The sequence below is a fragment of the Marinobacterium sp. NO-S09 genome (genome assembly GCF_059179545.1).
On record NZ_CP168954.1, the window covers coordinates 3,371,727 to 3,387,626 of the forward strand.

Annotated in this window: 15 protein-coding genes; 5 read left to right on the top strand and 10 right to left on the bottom strand. The window is 56.3% G+C overall.

The genetic code is table 11. The features are described 5' to 3' along the window. Positions 1-2: 2 nt before the first annotated feature. From O3C79_RS15570 to O3C79_RS15585, 4 genes are all read left to right on the top strand, one after another. Positions 3-980, top strand: a complete 978-nt coding sequence (locus tag O3C79_RS15570; protein ID WP_010321870.1) for an SLAC1 anion channel family protein — start codon at positions 3-5, stop codon at positions 978-980. 74 nt (positions 981-1,054) lie between these two features. Next, positions 1,055-2,962, top strand: coding sequence for a sensor domain-containing diguanylate cyclase (locus O3C79_RS15575; protein WP_494383849.1), 1,908 nt, complete (start codon positions 1,055-1,057; stop codon positions 2,960-2,962). A 66-nt stretch (positions 2,963-3,028) separates the two neighbouring features. Continuing rightward, positions 3,029-4,318 (top strand): adenosylmethionine--8-amino-7-oxononanoate transaminase, encoded by a 1,290-nt coding sequence (gene bioA, locus O3C79_RS15580; protein ID WP_494383850.1) that lies wholly within the window; start codon positions 3,029-3,031, stop codon positions 4,316-4,318. 25 nt (positions 4,319-4,343) lie between these two features. Further along, positions 4,344-4,775, top strand: a complete 432-nt coding sequence (locus O3C79_RS15585) for an acyl-CoA thioesterase (RefSeq protein ID WP_010321873.1) — start codon at positions 4,344-4,346, stop codon at positions 4,773-4,775. 15 nt (positions 4,776-4,790) lie between these two features. Here the strand turns inward: O3C79_RS15585 and dnaB are convergent, their stop codons facing one another. The 8 genes from dnaB to O3C79_RS15625 all read right to left on the bottom strand — a co-directional run bounded on the left by dnaB (position 4,791) and on the right by O3C79_RS15625 (position 10,627). Next, the gene (gene dnaB / locus O3C79_RS15590) at positions 4,791-6,179 is read right to left on the bottom strand and encodes a replicative DNA helicase (RefSeq protein WP_010321874.1); all 1,389 of its coding nucleotides are present in this window, start codon (positions 6,177-6,179) and stop codon (positions 4,791-4,793) included. Positions 6,180-6,335: 156 nt separating this feature from the next. After that, complete coding sequence (rplI, locus tag O3C79_RS15595; protein ID WP_010321875.1) at positions 6,336-6,782, bottom strand: 50S ribosomal protein L9; 447 nt, start codon at positions 6,780-6,782, stop codon at positions 6,336-6,338. A gap of 134 nt (positions 6,783-6,916) precedes the next feature. After that, positions 6,917-7,147, bottom strand: a complete 231-nt coding sequence (gene rpsR, locus O3C79_RS15600) for a 30S ribosomal protein S18 (protein ID WP_010321876.1) — start codon at positions 7,145-7,147, stop codon at positions 6,917-6,919. 32 nt (positions 7,148-7,179) lie between these two features. Continuing rightward, positions 7,180-7,590, bottom strand: coding sequence for a 30S ribosomal protein S6 (rpsF, locus tag O3C79_RS15605; protein WP_010321877.1), 411 nt, complete (start codon positions 7,588-7,590; stop codon positions 7,180-7,182). A gap of 131 nt (positions 7,591-7,721) precedes the next feature. Then, positions 7,722-8,135, bottom strand: a complete 414-nt coding sequence (locus O3C79_RS15610; RefSeq protein ID WP_010321878.1) for an OsmC family protein — start codon at positions 8,133-8,135, stop codon at positions 7,722-7,724. A gap of 20 nt (positions 8,136-8,155) precedes the next feature. Then, positions 8,156-8,983 carry an indole-3-glycerol phosphate synthase TrpC gene (gene trpC, locus O3C79_RS15615; protein ID WP_494383851.1) on the bottom strand — a complete coding sequence of 276 codons (828 nt, stop codon included), beginning with the start codon at positions 8,981-8,983 and terminating at the stop codon, positions 8,156-8,158. Then, positions 8,983-10,023 carry an anthranilate phosphoribosyltransferase gene (gene trpD / locus O3C79_RS15620; protein ID WP_494383852.1) on the bottom strand — a complete coding sequence of 347 codons (1,041 nt, stop codon included), beginning with the start codon at positions 10,021-10,023 and terminating at the stop codon, positions 8,983-8,985. The genes trpC and trpD overlap by 1 nt, the downstream gene beginning before the upstream one ends. Before the next feature lie 22 nt (positions 10,024-10,045). Next, positions 10,046-10,627 carry an anthranilate synthase component II gene (locus O3C79_RS15625; protein ID WP_494383853.1) on the bottom strand — a complete coding sequence of 194 codons (582 nt, stop codon included), beginning with the start codon at positions 10,625-10,627 and terminating at the stop codon, positions 10,046-10,048. 233 nt (positions 10,628-10,860) lie between these two features. On the opposite strand from O3C79_RS15625, the gene hrpB reads away from it, so the two are divergent. After that, entirely contained in the window at positions 10,861-13,398 is a 2,538-nt protein-coding gene (gene hrpB / locus O3C79_RS15630; protein WP_494383854.1) for an ATP-dependent helicase HrpB, read from the top strand. Here hrpB and O3C79_RS15635 read toward each other — a convergent pair. Further along, a complete protein-coding gene (locus tag O3C79_RS15635; protein WP_494383855.1) occupies positions 13,386-15,488 on the bottom strand; it encodes an ATP-binding protein in 2,103 nt (700 codons plus the stop codon). The genes hrpB and O3C79_RS15635 overlap by 13 nt on opposite strands. 22 nt (positions 15,489-15,510) lie before the next feature. Beyond that, positions 15,511-15,825: an antibiotic biosynthesis monooxygenase family protein gene (locus O3C79_RS15640; protein ID WP_010321884.1), complete on the bottom strand. Its 315-nt coding sequence runs from the start codon at positions 15,823-15,825 to the stop codon at positions 15,511-15,513. Positions 15,826-15,900 lie beyond the last annotated feature (75 nt).

Here is a 15,900-nt window from a genome sequence, read left to right on the forward strand (position 1 = left end):
CCATGCCCGAGCATACGCCCTCTTCACCCGCCCCCTGGCTGGCGTTTTTTCCGGTTACACTCTTTGCCACCGTGATGGGGCTCACAGGGATGACGCTAAGCTGGCAAAAAGCTGCTTATTCACTGGGCGTAAACCCGCTGGTAGGACAGGTACTGCTGATTGTCGCGGCCTGTGTCCTGCTGATCATCACCACGATCTACATGTTCAAGTGTGTCCAGCATCGTGAGCGCGTTATTGGCGAACTTGAACACCCCATTCAGATCAGTTTCTTCCCGGCATTCTCAATCAGCTTGCTGCTGCTTTCGATTGCCACTTATGAAGTTTCGGTATCCCTGTCCCACTATCTGTGGTTGTGCGGTGCAGGTCTGCACCTGGTACTGACCCTGTTTGTGATGAATCAATGGATTCATCACACCCGCTATCAAATACAACACATTACGCCTGCCTGGTTCATCCCGGTGGTCGGAAACATCATCGCGCCCATTGCCGGAGTCGAACATGGTCATACTGAAGCCAGTTGGTTCTTTTTCTCCATCGGGCTAATTTACTGGGTCGTTCTCAAAACACTGGTGTTCAACCGCATTCTGTTCCACGATCCTTTGCCGGAGAAGTTACTACCAACACTGTTTATCATGATTGCTCCACCGGCCATCGGCTTCGTATCCTACCTGCAACTCAATGCCGGTGAACTGGATAACTTCGCACGCATTCTGTATTTCAGCGCACTGTTCATAACCCTGCTATTGTTCACCCAATGGCCACGCTTCTCCCGCCTCCCGTTCAGCCTGGCCTGGTGGGCTTACAGCTTTCCTCTGGCAGCATTCAGCATTGCAACTCAAAGCATGTGGCTACAAACCCGCGAGCCTTTTTTTGTCGTGCTGGGATGGCTGTCACTGGTTCTGGTGACATTCGTAGTTATTTTGCTGATGATCAAGACAGTAAAAGCAATCACCCAAGGGCAGCTGTTTAGAGCTGAATAATGCTGCACCGAGCCAAGCCATAAAAAAATACTGTGTTAAGCTGAAGACAGTACTATTCGAGCAGGTACGGCCCCATGCGCCGCATAAACTACATACTGCTGCTTTTGTTGCTCTTTATGGGCATGACGATCTTCCTGTACCAGGTACGAGGGGAGCGTGAACAGCAGTACTTGTCTCACACGGCAACTCTGCTCAATACCACTTATCAGGCCAGCCTGGAACGTTACGCCATGGCCATGGACACGTTCTTTACAAGCGTCGTGCGCCACCCCGAGGCAATCCCTCTTTTCCTTAAGGGCATACAAAGCCCGGAGTCTGAACAAACCGAGTTGAGACAACAACTGTATCAACTGCTGCAGCCCCAATTTCGTGACCTGATCGTACGAGGTATTCGTCAATGGCAATTCCATCGTCCTGATGGCAGCAGTTATCTGCGCATGCACGCCCCCGCTTCTTTTGACGACAACCTGCTGAGTGTTCGGCCTTCACTGCAGATGCTTCAGACACAACCCGTACAGCGTTATGGCTTCGAGGCAGGCCGTCTGTTTATCGGTTTTCGCTTTATACACCCCTTGTTTCGCCAGGGGGCTTTGGTTGGCAGCATGGAAAACGGCGTGTCTTTTCGCGAGCTAAGCCAGGATCTGGCCAAACTTGCGCCCGACCAAGCCTTCCTGTTTCTGCTCAAGCGAAGCACAGTAGAATCGATCCTGTTTCCCGATACCCGTCAGTACTTCCAGAGCTCCCCGCTCAGTGATGAGTACTTGCTGGACCAGCGCAGCCTGGCCGATATCCAGAACGCCCCACTCCCCCTGCAGGCTTTACAGCAGCAGCTGATTGCTGCCTCACTCGACCAAGAACTGGCTCAGGGAGAGCCTTTCTCATTGGCGCTCTTTCATAAAAGCCTCGGCTACAGCGCGACCTTTATTCCGGTTCTCAACTTTGCCCAGGAAACTGATGGCTACATCCTGGCGCTGCACTCGGCCCCCATCCTGACCAGCATCCAGTGGGACTTTTATCGTAGCACCGGAATCAGCCTGGTTGTGATCAGCCTGCTCGGCTGGCTGGTGCTCAATCTGTTGCGTCAACGCCAGCTCACTCAATCTCAGGCTCAGCGACTGGATTCCATTGGCCAGGCGGTCGGCGAAGGTATCTACGTTCTGGACCCTGAGGGACACACCCTGTATATCAACGAAGCAGCCACCCGGCTGACCGGCTTCAATGCCGACAAGCTGATGCAGGAAAACCTTCACAACCTCCTTCACTCTCACGAAAATAATGCGCGCCTTACGCTATCTGAGTGCCCTATTTTTGTTACCGCACTGAATGGTGGCACCTACGAGGCTGACGAGCAGTTTCGCACCCGCACGGGCGAACTGATCCCCGTTGTGGTCACCAGCCGCCCATTGATGGAAGAAGGCAAGGTTTCCGGAGTTGTTACCGTGTTCCGTGACATTTCAGAACGCAAGGAACAGGAACTCAAACTGCAGGAGCTGGCCACCACAGACCCACTGACGGGTCTTAGCAACCGGCGCGCATTTTTAGACCGGCTGAGTGAAGAGCTGCAGCTCATCCATCGACTGCAACATGCCAGTACGCTGCTTATGATTGACTTTGACCACTTCAAGGCGATCAACGACCGTTACGGCCACCACGCCGGTGACCAGGTACTCAAGCACTTCGCTCAGATAGCAAGCGATTGCTTGCGCCAGACCGACTTTATCGGCCGCCTGGGTGGCGAAGAGTTCGCAATACTGCTGCCCGGCACACAACCCGAAGGGGCCACCCACTTGGCCGAAATGTTACGCGAACGCATGGAGAGCACCCCAACGCCGCTGGAGAATGAAAAGGTGGCCATGACACTTTCGATCGGCCTGACCCCTTTGACGACTCACGATCACTCACCTTCGGATGTACTCAATCGTGCCGACCGAGCGCTGTACCAAGCCAAGGATCAGGGGCGAAACAAGGTCGTCAGTACCTGAAGCGGGGTTGCAAGCCCTCACAAAGACCGCTCTAATGAAGCCCCTCAGACCAACCCGAGGAGCAGTATGAAAGGCCCTAGCAGTGAGCAGCTGGCGTTCGACAGTCAGCATATCTGGCATCCCTACTCGTCCATGATCAACCCGCCCGCCATGTTCCCGGTTGAGTCCGCCGCCGGTGTGCGCCTGCGTCTCAGCGATGGCCGTGAGCTGATTGATGGCATGGCTTCCTGGTGGTCAGCGGTGCATGGCTATAACCACCCGCGCCTCAATGCCGCCGCCAAGGCTCAGATTGACGATGTTTCACACGTCATGTTTGGTGGCCTGACCCATACCCCGGCGATTGAGCTGGCACGCATGTTGGTCGACATGACACCAGCCCCGCTTGAACGCGTGTTCATTGCAGACTCGGGTTCAGTGTCCGTGGAGGTCGCGCTCAAAATGGCGATTCAGTACTGGCACGCAAAGGGGAAGCCTGGCAAACACCGCATGCTGAGTATTCGTAACGGCTATCACGGTGACACCTTTGGTGCCATGTCCGTGTGCGATCCGGTCAACGGCATGCACGAACTCTTCAGTGGCGTACTGGCACAACAGCTGTTTGCTCCGCGCCCGGAAACCTCTTTCGGCAACACTTTCAACCCTGAAGATATTGCCGAACTGGAACAGATGCTGGCACAGCATCAAGACGAACTGGCCGCGCTGATTCTGGAACCCGTTGTCCAGGGTGCCGGCGGCATGCGCTTCTATTCACCCGAATGGCTGCGTCAGGCACGTGCGCTCTGTGACCGTTATGAGGTTCTGCTGATCGCAGATGAAATCGCCACCGGCTTTGGCCGCAGTGGCGAACTCTTTGCCTGTAACCACGCCGGTATCAGCCCGGATATCTTGTGTCTGGGCAAGGCCCTGACTGGTGGCTACATGACCCTGGCCGCCACCCTTGCAACCGCTGACATTGCGCAAACCATCTCTTCAGGTGGCGCCGGCTGCTTCATGCACGGCCCCACTTTTATGGGTAACCCCCTGGCCTGCGCCGTCGCCCTGGAGAGCCTGAAACTGCTGCAGGAAATGGATTGGCAAGCCGAGGTGCAGCGCGTTGAGTCCGGCCTGAAAAAAGGCCTTGAGCCCGCACGGGGACTGTCATCGGTTGAGGATGTCCGTGTACTGGGAGCCATTGGCGTCATCGAGCGCAAGGAACCGGTCAACCTGGCCGAGGTACAACCCATGTTTGTTGAACGCGGCGTCTGGGTACGCCCCTTCGGCAAGCTGATCTATGTGATGCCCGCTTATATAATGACCGATGAAGACCTGGCAACACTCACCCATGCCATGGTGGATGTAGTCCGCGCACTGGATTGATGTTTGTGATTTAAGGAGCGACAAGATGGCACGTATCAAACTGGATATGCCAGACAACTACCTGTTCAGCACAGAGCTGGCTGTGCGCATCAATGATATCAACTACGGCGGCCACCTGGGTAATGACGCCGTGCTGTCGATGGTGCACGAAGCGCGCCTGCGCTTCCTCAAGCACTATCACTACACGGAAATGGATGTAGAAGGCTCCAGCATCATCATGACCGACTCCGCCATTGTGTATAAGGCAGAGGGCTTTCATGGTGACCGTGTTCAGGTGGATGTGACGGTCGCTGACTTTAACAAGTACGGCTGCGACCTTTACTACCTGTTGAGCAACAAGGATACGGCTGTCGAAATCGCCCATGCCAAAACCGGCATCGTGTTCTTCGACTATGAGGAACGCAAGGTACAGACCGTACCCGAAGGCTTTCGGAACAAGGTGCTCAGGGAACCCTGAGCACCGGCTTAAAACCTATTCATCCGGTCCGAAATCGTACTGGCCATGGGCCAGGTTTTCGAACCGGGTGTGCTTACCCACAAAGGCCAGACGCACGGTACCGATCGGGCCGTTACGCTGCTTACCGATGATGATTTCGGCCACCCCCTTCTCAGGGCTGTCCTCGTTGTAGACCTCATCACGGTAGATAAACATGATGACGTCGGCGTCCTGCTCGATGGCGCCGGATTCACGCAAGTCCGAGTTGACCGGGCGCTTGTTCGGGCGCTGCTCCAGGCTTCGGTTCAGCTGCGACAAGGCTACCACCGGGCAATTCATCTCTTTCGCCAGCGCCTTCAGGGAGCGGGAAATTTCCGAGATTTCCTGGGTTCGGCTTTCCACCTTACCGGTCTTCATCGTCATCAACTGTAGATAGTCGACCATGATAAGCGCCAGGTCACCGTGCTCACGATGGATACGGCGTGCGCGGGCACGCATTTCATTGGGACTCACACCCGGCTGGTCATCGATGAACAGCGGCTTGTTTTTGAGCATGTTGACCGCTGTCGTCAGCTTGGGCCAGTCATCTTCCTCCAGCTGACCGTTACGCACCTTGGTCTGGTTGATTCGCCCCAGGGATGACAGCATACGCGTGACCAGCTGATCCGCGGGCATCTCCAGCGAGAACACCAGTACAGGCCGCTCGGTGGCCATCAGCGCGTTTTCCACCAGGTTCATGGCAAAGGTGGTCTTACCCATGGACGGACGTGCCGCCACGATCACAAGGTCAGACTTCTGCATACCGCCGGTACGATCATCCAGATCATCAAACCCCGTTGTAACACCGGTCAGCGCATCCGAGTTGTTAAACAGCTCATCGATTCGGTCGACAGCCCGTTTCAGCAGGGGGTTTACCGGCTCGGGACCACCCTGGTTGGGACGGTTCTCGGCGATCTGGAAGATTTTCTGTTCGGCTTCGTTGAGTACTTCATCCGGTGCACGACCACCGGGGCTGAAGGCACTGTCCGAGATCTCGCCGGCTACACTGATCATTTGTCGCAGCAGTGAGCGGTCACGCACAATCTCGGCATAGGCGCGAATGTTTGAGGCACTGGGGGTGTTACGCGCCAGGGAAACCAGGTACTCCAGGCCACCGGCCTGTTCCAGCTCACCAGTGCGGTCCAGCTCCTCCTGCAGGGTGATCACGTCCAGCGGACTGCCCGCATCCACCAGTTTCTGCATGGTACGGAACATCATGCGGTGCGTGGGGCGGTAGAAATGCTCTTCCAGCAATACCTCGGATACTACGTCCCAGGTATTGTTATCCAGCATCAAGCCACCCAGTACCGACTGCTCGGCTTCAACCGAGTGTGGCGGCTGCTTGATTGTTTCGAGCACCTCATCTGTCATGTCGGACATGTCCATTCTGCTGCGCTACCTCCTCAACAACGACAACAAGAACCCGCTCCCGGTAGAGAAACCGGGGCGATAACGGGCAACAGGGGCATATATTTGTACATTCTACGCATAAAAAAAGCACCGCGCAGGCGGTGCTTTTTTTGATCCGGCTGGATGCGTGGCTTATTCGCCAGCGATAACCAGCTTGATGGTCGCAGTCACTTCAGGGTGAACCTGAATGTCGACGTCGAACTCACCAACGTGACGGATCGCGCCTTCCGGCAGACGAACTTCGCTCTTGTCAGCTTCAACGCCGGCAGACGTCAGAGCTTCAGCGATGTCACGAGTACCGATAGAACCGAACAGCTTGCCTTCGTCACCAGCTTTGGTGACCAGAGACAGTTCCAGTTCGTTCAGCTGTTCAGCACGTACTTCAGCTTTAGCCAGCTTGTCAGCAGCAGCTTTTTCCAGCTCAGCACGACGCTCTTCGAATTTCGCTACGTTAGCGGGGGTAGCCGATACGGCTTTGCCCTGGGGAACCAGGTAGTTACGACCGAAACCAGACTTGACGGTAACTTTGTCACCCAGCTGGCCCAGCTTACCGATATTTTCGAGCAGAATAACTTCCATCTCGTAAAACCTCTTGTTCTGCAAAGGCTGCAGTCTTGAATCCTGACCGTGAATGTCAGCAAACACTCACGGCATCTAACTTATCGGCTGCAATGAAAGACTTCACTGCAGCTTCCGACTGTATCAGTCGACGCTTAAACGTCGTGGCTGTCGGTGTACGGCAGCAGGGCCAGGTAGCGTGCGCGCTTGATAGCGGTCGCCAGCTGACGCTGGTAGCGTGCCTTGGTACCAGTGATACGGCTCGGAACGATTTTGCCGGTTTCAGTGACGTAGCCTTTCAGGGTATCCAGATCCTTGTAGTCGATCTGTTTTACGCCTTCAGCGGTGAAACGGCAGAACTTGCGACGACGGAAAAAACGTGCCATCTGAATTTCTCCAATTTAAAGTAGGTTAAAAGTTACTCTGCAGCAGCTTCGGTTTTGGCTTCAGCAGGTTTTTCCTGCTTCTGCTCGCTACGCTCTTCGCGACGCGGCTTGCGGTCTTCGCGAGATTCGGCTGCTTTGATCGGAGAATCTTCAGTGACTGCTTCGTTGCAACGGATCACCATGTTACGCAGAACAGCATCGTTGTAGCGGAACATGCTGGACAGTTCGTCCATAACGTCCTGAGTCGCTTCAACGTTCATCAGCACGTAGTGTGCCTTGTGTGCGTTGTTGATCGGGTAAGCCAGCTGACGGCGGCCCCAGTCTTCCAGGCGGTGGATAGTACCTTCGGCACCTTCGATCAGAGCCTTGTAACGCTCGACCATAGCCGGAACCTGCTCGCTCTGGTTCGGGTGAACCAGGAATACGATTTCGTAATGACGCATTTTTGCTCCTTACGGTTTCACAGCCTTCAAATCATCCACCGAATGCAGATGGTTGAAAGCAAGGAGTTGAACAAATAAAAGGACGCGAAATTCTACTTCAGCGTCCTAAGGATAGCAACTAATCATTGAGTTTATTCAACTTCGACGATTTCGTAGCTGTGACTGATCTTGACGCCACCGCGCTCCAGCATCAGCGAGGCAGAACAATACTGCTCGGCCGAGAGACGAACGGCACGCTCAACCGCGGCAGGCTTTAACTTGCGACCTGAAACCACGAACTTGACATGGATCTCGGTGAAGACGGATGGAACCTCATCGGAACGCTCGGCTTCAATCTCGGCCACGCAGTTGACCACGTCCTGGCGTGCCTTGCGCAGGATACCCACCACATCAACGCTGGTGCAACCACCCAGGCCGGTCAGCATCAGCTCCATCGGGCGCGGGCCCTGCTGCAGATCCTTGTCGATTACAATGTCAAAACCGGAGCCGGTGGTCGCCTTGAAGCGATCATCACCATCCCAGTCGACACGAACACTCATACTCATCAGGTGTATCTCTAGTCAGGTTAGTTTGCCGTTTGTGCTGCAGCGAAAAACTCGGCCAGGGTCTGACCAGGGTCGTCTGCACGCATGAACGCTTCACCAATCAGGAAAGCGTTCACATCACGCGCCTGCATGGCAGCCACATCTTCAGGCGACAGGATACCACTTTCCGTTACCACGATGCGGTCTTGCGGAATCTGCTCCAGCAACTTGAAGGTGTTATCCAGGCTCACTTCAAAGGTGTGCAAATCACGGTTATTAATGCCGATCAGACGGGTATTGAGCGGCAGAATACGCTGAAGCTCCGCCTCATTATGTACTTCGATCAGCACATCCATACCCAACTCATGGGTCAGAGCACTCAGGTCTGCCAGCTGCTGATCATCCAGTGCTGCCACAATCAGAAGAATGCAGTCTGCACCCAGCGCACGAGCTTCATACACCTGGTAGGGATCGACAATAAAGTCCTTGCGAATCACCGGCAATGCACAGGCCGCACGAGCCTGCTGCAGGTATTCATCGCTGCCCTGGAAAAAGTCCACGTCCGTCAGTACCGACAGGCAGCTGGCACCACCTTTTTCATAGGATGGCGCGATGTCTGCCGGCACAAAGGGGTCACGAATCACGCCCTTGGACGGACTGGCTTTCTTAATCTCGGCAATCACCGCCGCGCGCCCCTCCTTTAGCGAGCGCTCAAGACTGGCCACAAAGCCGCGCGGATCAGTATCACTGCCTTGCTGGCGGGCAATCTGAGCCTTGAGGTCGTCGATGGATACGCGTGCACTGCGCTGGGCTACCTCTTCATGCTTGCGGGCAATGATTTTTTTCAGAATGGTTGGTGTATCGTTCATCAGTGGACCTGCTCAAGCTGCTGACTGAAGGCAGCCAGCTGTTCCATTTTTTCCAATGCGGCACCGGATTTGATCGCCTCCAGCGCGCGTTCAACCCCGGCCTTGTGGCTATCAACCTGACCACTCAGGTAGATCGCGGCACCGGCATTCAAGGCCACCATCGCCGCCGCCTTGCGCGCAGCCAGCGAATCGTCATTACTCAGGGCAGCCCGAATCAACGCCAGGGACTCATCAGATGTTTCCACCGCCAGGCCAATCAGGCTCTGGCTTTCAATACCCAGCTCTTCGGGTGAAATCTTGTACTCCCGGATCTCGCCATCCTTGAGCTCACAGACATGAGTCTGAGTCGCCAGGCTGATCTCATCCAGACCGTCATCGGCGTGCACCACCATGATATGTTCACCACCGAGTTGCTGCATGACTTCCGCCATCGGGCGGCACAACTTCTGAGTAAAGACACCGATGACTTCGCGCTGGGCACCCGCCGGATTGGTCATTGGCCCCAGAATATTAAACAGGGTACGCATACCCAGTGCTCGACGGGCACCAATCGCATGCTTCATGGCGCCGTGGTAACCGGGTGCGAAGATAAAACCAACGCCCACTTCATCGATACAGCGCGCGACCGAGTCGGCATCCAGATCCAGGTTGATTCCAGCTTTTTCCAGCAGGTCGGCACTGCCGCTCTTGGACGACACGCCGCGGTTGCCGTGTTTGGCAATATGCACGCCGCAGGCCGCCGCCACAAAGGAGCTCGCCGAAGACACATTGAACAGGTTGGCACCATCACCGCCGGTGCCAACAATATCAACCAGTGGCCCGGCACTCGGGCGCACCGGCGTTGCCAACTCACGCATCACCTGAGCGGCACCCGTGATTTCCTCGATTGATTCACTTTTCATGCGCAGCGCCACCAGAAAGGCCGTGATCTGCGACTCGGTGCACTGACCGGTCATCACCTGACGCATGACATCAGTCATCTCTTCGCGACTCAGGTCAATATGCTCGACCACACGGGCCAATGCTTCCTGAATATTCATTCTCCATGCCTCCTAAAAGCGGTTAGCGCTGCTGCAGAAAGTTTTCCAGCAGATCATGCCCCTGACGGGTCAATACGGATTCGGGGTGAAATTGAACGCCCTGTACCGGCAAATCACGATGGCGCACCGCCATCACTTCATCCGGCTGCCCTTCGGCAGTCTCGGTCCAGGCGATCTCTTCCAGGCACTCAGGCAGACTGTCCCGGCGCAGCACCAACGAGTGATAGCGGGTGACCTCCAACGGCTGGGCAAGTCCGTGGAAAACGCCCTGATTACGATGAAACACCTGTGAGGTTTTGCCGTGCATCACTTGCCGCGCCCTGACGACCTCGGCGCCAAAGGCCTGGCCAATACTCTGATGTCCCAGGCACACGCCCAGAATGGGGATCTGGCCGGCAAAATGCTGGATTGCTGCCACCGAGACACCCGCTTCCGCCGGCGTACAAGGCCCCGGGGATACAACCAAGTGCTGTGGCGCCAGGGCCGAGATCTGTTCCAGGGATATCTCGTTATTGCGATAAACCTGCACCTCGGTGCCCAGCTCTTCGAAGTAACGCACCAGGTTCCAGGTAAAACTGTCAAAATTATCGATCATCAGCAGCATAGTTATCGTAACCAACTGATCTTGAAAGCAAGCATGACATGCTGCGTGATTTTTACCCTGTTTTTTACCCGCCTTTATACATTCAGATGGCAGGTAAACTTGGATGACTGAGCACGATAATACAGGATGAGCGTGTAATAGCGAACTGATACATCGCCCAAGAATCATCCGAACTGCATTTTCTGCTAAAGTGGCGTTTTTGGCTCACCACGCTCGCAAAGATGCCTTTAACCATGACCGCTGGCAACACCCTGCCCATCGATACGCTGCTTGCCCCCATTCGCGCCCGGCTTGAACAGCAGGATGAACTGATTCTGGAAGCGCCCCCCGGGGCCGGCAAGACTACCCGTGTTCCCCTGGCGCTAATGGATGCACCCTGGCTGGGTGAACAGAAAATTCTGCTGCTGGAGCCACGGCGCTTGGCCGCCAAAGCCGCTGCGCAACGACTGGCACAGCAATTGGGCGAGCCCGTTGGCCAACGGGTGGGCTACCGTATTCGCCTCGAGAAAAAGGTCAGTGCCGCAACCCGCGTTGAGGTCGTCACCGAAGGCATATTGACGCGCATGCTTCAGGATGATCCCGGACTGGACGGCATCGGCCTGATTATTTTTGACGAGTTCCATGAGCGTAGCCTGGATGCTGATACCGGCCTGGCACTGGCATTACAGGGGCGTGAACTACTGCGCGAAGGCCCGCCTCTCAAGCTGCTGCTGATGTCTGCGACTCTGGATGGCGAGGCCCTTTCCGCGCTGCTCAATGATGCCCCTGTTCTGCGCAGTGAAGGACGCGCCCACCCGGTTGACCTGGTGTATTCCGCCCCCAGCCGTACCGACGCACCGATTGAAGAACGTGTCGTCAGCCGTGTGCTGCAGGCGCTGGAACGGCATAACGGCAGCCAGCTTGTCTTCCTGCCGGGACAGCGTGAAATTCGCCGCGTACAGGAGCGCCTGCAGGAACGTCTGGGTCACCGCCCTGACGTGTTGCTCACACCGCTGTTCGGTGATCTGTCTCTGAGCGACCAGCAGCGCGCAATAACGGCACCTGAACCGGGCCAACGCAAGGTTGTGCTGGCCACAGCGATTGCCGAAACCAGCCTGACCATTGAGGGTATCGAAGTCGTGATTGATGCTGGGTTAAGCCGGCAGGCACGTTTCGATCCCGCCAGCGGCATGACACGCCTGCTGACCACACGCGTCTCTGCTGCCGCCGCAACCCAGCGCGCGGGTCGCGCCGGGCGTTTGGGCCCGGGTACCTGCTACCGACTCTGGTCCGAGGACCAGCATCAACAACTACCACCACAAACACCTGCGGAGATTCTGCATGCCGACCTGGCGCCCCTCGCCCTGCAGCTACTGCAATGGGGCGTTAATGACCCGGCAGAGTTGTGCTGGCTCGATTCGCCACCGGCCGGTGCCTATCAGCAGGCGCTGGACCTGCTGACGCAACTGGGTGCGATTGAGTCCAAAGGCCCCGGACACCTGTGCCTTACGGCAAGGGGACAGCAGATGTGCAGCCTGCCCACGCATCCGCGCCTGGCACACATGCTGGTTTGCGGAGCCGAACAGGGATATGCGGATATGGCGGCGGACATTGCGGCCTTGTTGACTGAGCGCGATCCGCTCAACACGCCCCAGGCGGATCTACAGCAGCGTCTGGACTGGATGCAGCGCAATAATGGCGGAGCTGCTGCCCGCCTGCAGCGACTGGCCAAACAGTTTCGTCACCTTTGTCCTAAAACCCATCCTTCCAGTCAGAGCCTGACGACCGAGCAGGCTCCCGGCTTTCTGGTCGCCTGTGCCTACCCTGATCGCATTGCCAACAAACGCGACACACAGCGCGATCAGCAAGCGGAACACTATCGTCTGAGCCAGGGGCGCGGCGCCAGCCTCACGGCAGAGGACCGGCTCACCCGTCATGGCTGGCTTGCCGTTGCAGCCCTCAGCAGCCATGAGGGCAAGGCAACAGACCGCATTCGTCTGGCAACCCCGCTGGACCCGGCACTGTTTGCCCAGCATTTGAGCGAACTGACCCATGAGGCCACAGAAGTGGATTGGGACCGAAAACAAGATCGACTGGTTGCAGAGGAACGTCGCTGTGTAGGCCAGGTGGTAATTACACGCCAGCCCATCGAGCAACCAGACCCTCAGTTGACCGCTCAGGCACTGCTGAAATTAATACGACGGGAAGGGATTCAAACACTGAACTGGGATGATAAGGCCCGGCTGCTGCAGTCACGGCTGATGTTTGTTCGTGCCAACGCCCCTTCTCCAGGCGACTGGCCAGACTGCTCCCATGCTGCGCTGGAGCAGAACCTGGAGCACTGGCTTCAGCCCTGGCTGGACAACATCAAACGTCGAGAAGACCTGAAACGACTGGACCTGCATGCCATTTTGCTAAGCCAGCTGGACTGGGAGCAACAACAAGCCCTGGACCGACTCGCCCCTGAGCGGCTGCAGGTCCCGTCGGGATCACGACATAAGGTTGATTACAGCCAGTCCCCGCCTGTGCTGGCGGTTAAACTGCAGGAGATGTTTGGCTGTGGGGATACGCCCACTTTGGGTTATGGTGTCGCGGTCAGCCTGCACCTGCTCTCACCGGCACAAAGACCCCTTCAGGTTACCCAGGACCTGGCCGGCTTTTGGCAGGGCAGTTACGCCGAGGTGCGCAAGGAGATGAAGGGGCGCTATCCCAAGCACCCCTGGCCCGAAGACCCGGCCAACGCCATCGCGACGGCACGCACCAAACGCGCCAGCGGCCATCACTCCTCCTGAGGGCCGCGCGGCAGATCCAGCCAGAAGGTACTGCCGCTGCCTTCTTCGGTGTCACAACCGATATCACCACCCATCAGCTCAATGAGTCGTTTACTGATGGTCAGGCCAATCCCTGTACCCTGAATATTACTGGTTTCATAACCCAATCGATTAAAGGGCTGGAACAGCTCGGACAGCTTTTCACTGCCAATCCCGACGCCGTTATCCTGCACTTCAATGCGCAGAGTTGTCTCATCCTTGGCAAACCAGCGCACCTGCACCTCACCGCCGGGATTGTTGTACTTGATCGCATTGGACATCAGGTTAATGAGTACCTGACAAAGACGGCTGCCGTCAGCAAATACTTCCAGGGCTTCATTCTCGGGCGCTGGGCTGACATATAGGGCAATCTCCTTGCCACGGGCCTGAGGCTCACTGATCCTGAGCGCAGAGGACACCACCGAACGCACTTCAACCAGCTCACCCGGAATATGATTGGATTCCGACTGCACCTGAGCCAGCTCCAGCACATCATTGATCAGTCGCAACAGATGCCCGCCAGAATGCAGAATTTCATCCAGGCACTCCTGATCCTCTTCGGTGAGTTGATCGGACGATTTCAGCAGCTGAGCAAAGCCGATAATGGAGGTCATCGGCGTTCGCAGCTCATGACTGATACTGGAGAGGAACTGGTTCTTGGCCCGGTTGGCACAGCCCAGGGCCTCACCCATCTGCACCACTTCTTCCGCGCTTTGCTGCAACTCCAGCAGGGTAAAGCGTGGCAATGGCTGCTCGTAGCGTTCGCGACCAATCTCGGCCATCAGCTGATTCAAGCGCTGCAACGGGCTTGAAATAGAGCGGCTCATGCTGATCGAACGGCGCCACATATACGCGAAGAAGCAAAGGTAGAATACCACCAGCCCGGCAATCAACAGATAGCCGACTTGTGTAAAGCGCTCGGCCAGTGTGGTCGCCTCACGGTATACCTCGGCTTCATCTACAATGGTCAGCAGCGTCCAGCCAGTGGCATCAATTTCCTGCCAGGCAACACGCTTGGTGCTGCCGCCCAACATGATCGAGCTGCCGCCCGACGGATTACGCTTGATCGCCTCTGCCAGGGCCTGGGTATCCTCACGCGTATTGATGTTGAACTGCTCAGGTTTGAAGCTCTCCTCCGTGATCGCCTTTTGATAACTGTGCTCGGTCAGCTCCTTGAGGCCAAAATCCTGCTCCCCCTTGCCCGGCAAGGCCATAATGGTGCCACTGCGATTCAACAGCACCGCATAGCCGCCCCAGGGAATATCCAGACCCAGGATCTGCTGCACGATGGTTTCCACAGTAATATCGATGCCTACGACCCCTTCCAGAAAATCATCCCGATACACAGGCGCAGCCGCTGACATCATCCAGCCCTGCCCGGCCGGATCGACGTATACTTCGGTCCAGACAACACCACGATCAGGGTTGTGCTCAGCATCGGCATCGTAATAGAAGTTGTACTGCGGGATATCCATTTCAGGCGGGTATTGCTCCTGGGTTTGAAACCAGGGGTAGATGCGGTTGTAGGAGTCCCAGCTGTTAAAATAGATGGCATTAACCAAGGGGTTGGCATTCATGATGCTAAGCATCAACGGGTCTGAGGCTTCAAGCTGTACCACCTTGCCCAGATCCTGCTGCTCGGGCGGCGTAAAGCCGGAATAGAACGAAGCTGCATCTCCGTTATCCGCTTTGCTGAACAACACCCCTTCTTCCGTACGCCCATACTCCGGTGGCAGGCTGTCAACTTGCGGGTAAGGCTGATTCAGCAAGCGCTGCACATCATCACGGTAAACCTGCGTCAGCCCCTGGATCTCCTGCAGCTGACGGTCAATCACATCGACTTCCAGTCGGGCGGTGTTCGCCAGCTGCTCGTCAGCCTGCCCACGCAACACACTGATATTGGAGTCACGAATATAGGCATTGGAAAACAGGTAGATCGCAATCAGCCCGGTCTCAACCAGCAGCAGAGGAATCAAGGCACTGCGTAGCAGGTTAAGCCACATCCAGCGCTGGGTACTGAGCTTTTTGGTGGAGGCTTTAGCGGAGGGGGCCGAAGGGGTGGGCGCGTTCATGGGCATAGCTCCTGCCATGGAATCAGTTATGGCTGCCAGCCTGTATTTCCACTTCGTGCATTTCCAGACCACCGCCGGAGCCAAAGGCTTCCTTGGGCAGTGTCTGCTCGCGATGTGCCAGCTTGAAATCCTCGGATTCAACCCAGGCTTCAAAGGCTGCCTTGTCTTGCCAATGGGTCATGACCACCCAGGGGGCGCCCTCTCGCGCTGGCCGCAAAACCTGCAAACTGACAAACCCGGGCTGCTTTTCCACCTGCCCGGCTCGCTGACGAAAGCGTTCGGCAAAGGCTTCTTCAAAGCCGGCATTGACCATAATTCGATTTGAAACAACGAACATCCAGCACTCCTGTCGCAGAAAGTACACTGAAGTTCTAGATTAGACTGCTGGCGGGGAGAAGAAAAGGGCAACCCG

What these genes read in the sequence shown, in the direction of transcription:
- O3C79_RS15610 (WP_010321878.1), bottom strand. Translation starts at nt 8,135, where the DNA reads ATGAGTATGAGTGTTCGTGTCGACTGGGATGGTGATGATCGCTTCAAG.
- O3C79_RS15635 (WP_494383855.1), bottom strand. Translation starts at nt 15,488, where the DNA reads ATGAACGCGCCCACCCCTTCGGCCCCCTCCGCTAAAGCCTCCACCAAA.
- trpD (WP_494383852.1), bottom strand. Translation starts at nt 10,023, where the DNA reads ATGAATATTCAGGAAGCATTGGCCCGTGTGGTCGAGCATATTGACCTG.
- dnaB (WP_010321874.1), bottom strand. Translation starts at nt 6,179, where the DNA reads ATGGACATGTCCGACATGACAGATGAGGTGCTCGAAACAATCAAGCAG.
- rpsR (WP_010321876.1), bottom strand. Translation starts at nt 7,147, where the DNA reads ATGGCACGTTTTTTCCGTCGTCGCAAGTTCTGCCGTTTCACCGCTGAA.
- O3C79_RS15625 (WP_494383853.1), bottom strand. Translation starts at nt 10,627, where the DNA reads ATGCTGCTGATGATCGATAATTTTGACAGTTTTACCTGGAACCTGGTG.
- rpsF (WP_010321877.1), bottom strand. Translation starts at nt 7,590, where the DNA reads ATGCGTCATTACGAAATCGTATTCCTGGTTCACCCGAACCAGAGCGAG.
- O3C79_RS15640 (WP_010321884.1), bottom strand. Translation starts at nt 15,825, where the DNA reads ATGTTCGTTGTTTCAAATCGAATTATGGTCAATGCCGGCTTTGAAGAA.
- O3C79_RS15570 (WP_010321870.1), top strand. Translation starts at nt 3, where the DNA reads ATGCCCGAGCATACGCCCTCTTCACCCGCCCCCTGGCTGGCGTTTTTT.
- O3C79_RS15575 (WP_494383849.1), top strand. Translation starts at nt 1,055, where the DNA reads ATGCGCCGCATAAACTACATACTGCTGCTTTTGTTGCTCTTTATGGGC.
- bioA (WP_494383850.1), top strand. Translation starts at nt 3,029, where the DNA reads ATGAAAGGCCCTAGCAGTGAGCAGCTGGCGTTCGACAGTCAGCATATC.
- O3C79_RS15585 (WP_010321873.1), top strand. Translation starts at nt 4,344, where the DNA reads ATGGCACGTATCAAACTGGATATGCCAGACAACTACCTGTTCAGCACA.
- rplI (WP_010321875.1), bottom strand. Translation starts at nt 6,782, where the DNA reads ATGGAAGTTATTCTGCTCGAAAATATCGGTAAGCTGGGCCAGCTGGGT.
- trpC (WP_494383851.1), bottom strand. Translation starts at nt 8,983, where the DNA reads ATGAACGATACACCAACCATTCTGAAAAAAATCATTGCCCGCAAGCAT.
- hrpB (WP_494383854.1), top strand. Translation starts at nt 10,861, where the DNA reads ATGACCGCTGGCAACACCCTGCCCATCGATACGCTGCTTGCCCCCATT.